The 3,122-nt window shown below is 61.9% G+C and carries 4 protein-coding genes and 1 pseudogene; 3 read left to right on the top strand and 2 right to left on the bottom strand.

Annotated features, from left to right (window positions below; all coding sequences use genetic code 11):
• Window positions 1-272: 272 nt before the first annotated feature.
• The 3 genes from FN828_RS20255 (at window position 273) to FN828_RS20245 (ending at window position 2,836) form a co-directional block, all read left to right on the top strand.
• Entirely contained in the window at window positions 273-620 is a 348-nt protein-coding gene (locus tag FN828_RS20255) for a hypothetical protein (protein WP_235891550.1), read from the top strand.
• A gap of 102 nt (window positions 621-722) precedes the next feature.
• Complete coding sequence (locus FN828_RS20250; protein ID WP_142495113.1) at window positions 723-1,379, top strand: tail fiber domain-containing protein; 657 nt, start codon at window positions 723-725, stop codon at window positions 1,377-1,379.
• Window positions 1,376-2,836, top strand: coding sequence for a radical SAM protein (locus FN828_RS20245; RefSeq protein WP_142495112.1), 1,461 nt, complete (start codon window positions 1,376-1,378; stop codon window positions 2,834-2,836). The genes FN828_RS20250 and FN828_RS20245 overlap by 4 nt, the downstream gene beginning before the upstream one ends.
• On the opposite strand, the gene FN828_RS20240 is transcribed toward FN828_RS20245, so the two are convergent.
• Window positions 2,770-2,973, bottom strand: a complete 204-nt coding sequence (locus FN828_RS20240) for a BREX-1 system adenine-specific DNA-methyltransferase PglX (RefSeq protein ID WP_235891549.1) — start codon at window positions 2,971-2,973, stop codon at window positions 2,770-2,772. The genes FN828_RS20245 and FN828_RS20240 overlap by 67 nt on opposite strands.
• Before the next feature lie 60 nt (window positions 2,974-3,033).
• Window positions 3,034-3,122 (bottom strand): annotated as a pseudogene (locus tag FN828_RS20235) (IS5/IS1182 family transposase); the annotation flags it as partial.

The raw sequence follows: 3,122 nt of genomic DNA, 5'->3' as shown, positions 1-3,122 counted from the left end.
CCTGCGCGACGAACAGTGTGATCCCAAAGTCGTCGAGAGCATCATGGCCGACGAGAAGAGCTGCTGAGGCAAGACGGCCCTCGGCGGAACCTTACGCTTCAAAGAGCCTGCGCGCCGCCTCTTCATCCGGGAACTTGCGGGCGAACTCAAAGGTGGAAAGGATTTTAGGCTTCGGGTTCGACATGACGCAGGCTCCTTCTGCATAATGTGTAAAGGAGGAGGAGGACGCGCGAACGCGCGAAATCGTCGATGAAGAGTTTTTTGGATCGCTGTTGGCAGCGCTGGGCTTTGAACCTGACGGGCCTCTCCCAGGCTGGTGGCAGGGCTGGCCACCCCGAGAGCATGTTCGGCGCTGGCAAGCGGACCTTGCCCGCACCGCGCTGATGGACACATGGGCCGACTTTGACGGATCGGCCGGTGCAGAAATCGACGTGCTCTTCGAGATCCGCGAGACCGACGACGATCCGGCCGCATCGCCCAACTGGGGCCCCTGGGGTCGTCTCGACAACCACGAAATCGAAGCCCGCGCGGTAGAGGCGCGGGCGTTTCTCACGACAAAGGATGCGTCTTACACGCCCATCGTCAGCCAATTGCGGCTCTATGCCGATGAGGTCGCGTGAACGCGCTTTCCGTTCCTAAGACACACGCCTTCGCTGCCTCTCGGCTGCGCCTCGAACGCGAACGCCTGCACGCCTTTTTGATTGAGAACGGAAAACGCTGAAATGTCCCAGACATCCAGTTTTACAATCGCCAACGACGCGGGCGCCGCCGTGCGCGCTCGCATCAATGAGGTGATCGCGGCCCTGCAATCGACGAGTGCGGGGGCCTTGGCGCCAACGGCAACCACGGCTGGCATGCTCTGGGTCGATACCTCGGTCTCTCCGCCGGTTCTGCGTCGCCGGAACGCCACGAACACGGGCTGGGACGCGCTTCTCGATGCGGCCGGCAATCTGGCGGGGCTCGCGAACACCGCCGTGGCACGCACGAACCTCGGGCTCGGGACCATGGCGACCAAGTCGGCGGCGGATTACGACGCGGCGATCGCGGCGAAGGCTGCGCTCGCTGGCGCGACCTTCACCGGCGTCGTCACCGCCCCGAACTTCGTATCTTCATCCGATGCGCGGCTCAAATCCGATGTTGAGACCATCGTCGACGCGCTGACCTTGGTCACCGCCTTGCGCGGCGTGCGCTTCACCATGGATGGCAGCCGCCAGATCGGCGTCATCGCCCAGGAGGTCGAACCGGTCTTGCCCGAAGTGGTGCGGGAAAACGAGGCGGGTCAGCTCTCTGTAGCTTATGGCAATATCACCGGCCTTCTGATCGAGGCCGTCAAGGAACTGGCCGCCCGGGTGGTGGCGCTCGAGGAGGCACGCCCATGAATGACGGTGGGTTCATCGACATGATCAACTCGTTCTTTGGTGGGGCGGTGACCACGCTGATTGGCGCCTTCACCGGGCGGCTGGGCCTCTCGTGCAACTATGCCTGCAGCTATTGCAACCAGGCCTTCCAGATTGCGGATGCCACGGTCTCGAGACTGGCGGATGTCGAACACTTCCTGATCGAGCTCGACGGCTGGATCACGGGCGCGCCGGAGACGATCGAGCTTTGGGGTGGGGAGCCGTTTCTTTACTGGGCCAAGATCAAGCGGCTGATCCCTGCGCTGGCCGCGCGGTTCCCGAGTGCCGGCTTCTCGATCATCACCAACGGCTCGCTCCTCGACCGAGAAAAGATCGACTTCATCGCGGCCCATGATATCGCCATCACGATCTCGCATGACGGGCCCGGTCAGCATCTGCGCGGCCCGGATCCGTTCGATGATCCTTACACGCGGCGCTGGATTGAGACTCTACTAGCTGAACGGCCCCAGAAGACCGGGTTCAATGCGGTTCTGACGCGCGAGCATCACGACTTTCGGGCGCTCAAGGAATGGTTCGCCGAAAAAGTCGGGCCGGACATCTTCGTCGGGCTCGAGGGCGTCGTAAATGTCTATGACGCAGCGACCGCCATCGGGACAGGGCGGTTTGAGCCCGCGGAGTTGAACAGCCTGACAAGGTCGATCTTCGAGGCACTGGTCGAGGACCCGAATGCTTTCGGCCTCGGGGAGCGCATCGACGAGTTCTTTGCTTCGATTCAGCGTCGCCGGCCCATCGAGGCCATCGGCCAGAAATGCGGGATGGACAGGCTCAAGACGCCCAGCAGCGGCGCATTAAGATCGTCGTCGATCCCGCGAAAGTTCGCCTGCTCCGCGTCGCATTGTTCCTGGAACTGCTCGATAATAAAGTCGACCATTGGGTCTGCTTGGACGGCCTGGACCATCATAGCAACGCAGAGCAAAGCGGGGCATGAGTGGCTAAGAAACCGGAAAGCCCAGCTACGCATCACGCACCCCCTGCACAAATCCGACCAGAAGATCCCACACGAACAAGATCGGCAGGGCCAAGAGCCACAAAAGATAAATTCCAGCCCGCGCCATCAAGGCCAGCAAGACCACGGCTGCGGTGATCAGCATATAGATGACCTGCAGCTGGGCGGCCTTCTTGCCGCGCAGCTGTACGCCGGCAAACTTGAACGACGAGTACTGGGGCTTCAGGAAGTTAAAAGTACCTGCCTTGTTCTTCACCGACGCGCTGACACCCGTCTTGGACAGGTTGAACCCAAGCGGTCCTGCCCGCCAACGACCGATCAGCTGAAACCTTCCGTTCTGCAGTGCCATACGTGTGCCGTTGGCAACCCGGGTGGACACCCGCAGGCCCTTCGACGAGTTGGCCGTCAAGTTGACCGGGCCCACCTTCTCTTCAGCCCGATCTCAGTCGCGTCATATCCCTCTTCCTCGTAGATGGCGTAGAGCAGGTCAAAGGCATAGGTCAGCATGTGCCCCGGGCCCGCCGCCGGATCGCAGATGCGGATCTCTTCGGGCTTGGTGATCTTCAGGAAGTCCGTCTCGGGCTCTTCGGGCGCGATGTAGTAGTCCATCCGCTCGGCCAGCTTAGAGCTGGGCCGGTTGAGCAGCCAAAGCCGCCCTAGGCTCAGGACTCATAACCAAAACATGACTGTTGCGGCGAGAGCGATGGCCGAGAGGAAGACTTCGGGGCAGCGGTCATATCGGGTGGCGACCCGCCGCC

The organism is Thalassovita litoralis (assembly GCF_900182725.1).
Classification (GTDB): Bacteria; Pseudomonadota; Alphaproteobacteria; order Rhodobacterales; family Rhodobacteraceae; genus Thalassobius; species Thalassobius litoralis.
Note: the sequence above shows the minus strand (reverse complement) of the source record. Positions and strands in the feature narration are given on the sequence as shown.

Coding starts and splice junctions, on each gene's coding strand:
- FN828_RS20250 (WP_142495113.1), top strand. CDS start 723: ATGTCCCAGACATCCAGTTTTACAATCGCCAACGACGCGGGCGCCGCC.
- FN828_RS20245 (WP_142495112.1), top strand. CDS start 1,376: ATGAATGACGGTGGGTTCATCGACATGATCAACTCGTTCTTTGGTGGG.
- FN828_RS20240 (WP_235891549.1), bottom strand. CDS start 2,973: ATGGACTACTACATCGCGCCCGAAGAGCCCGAGACGGACTTCCTGAAG.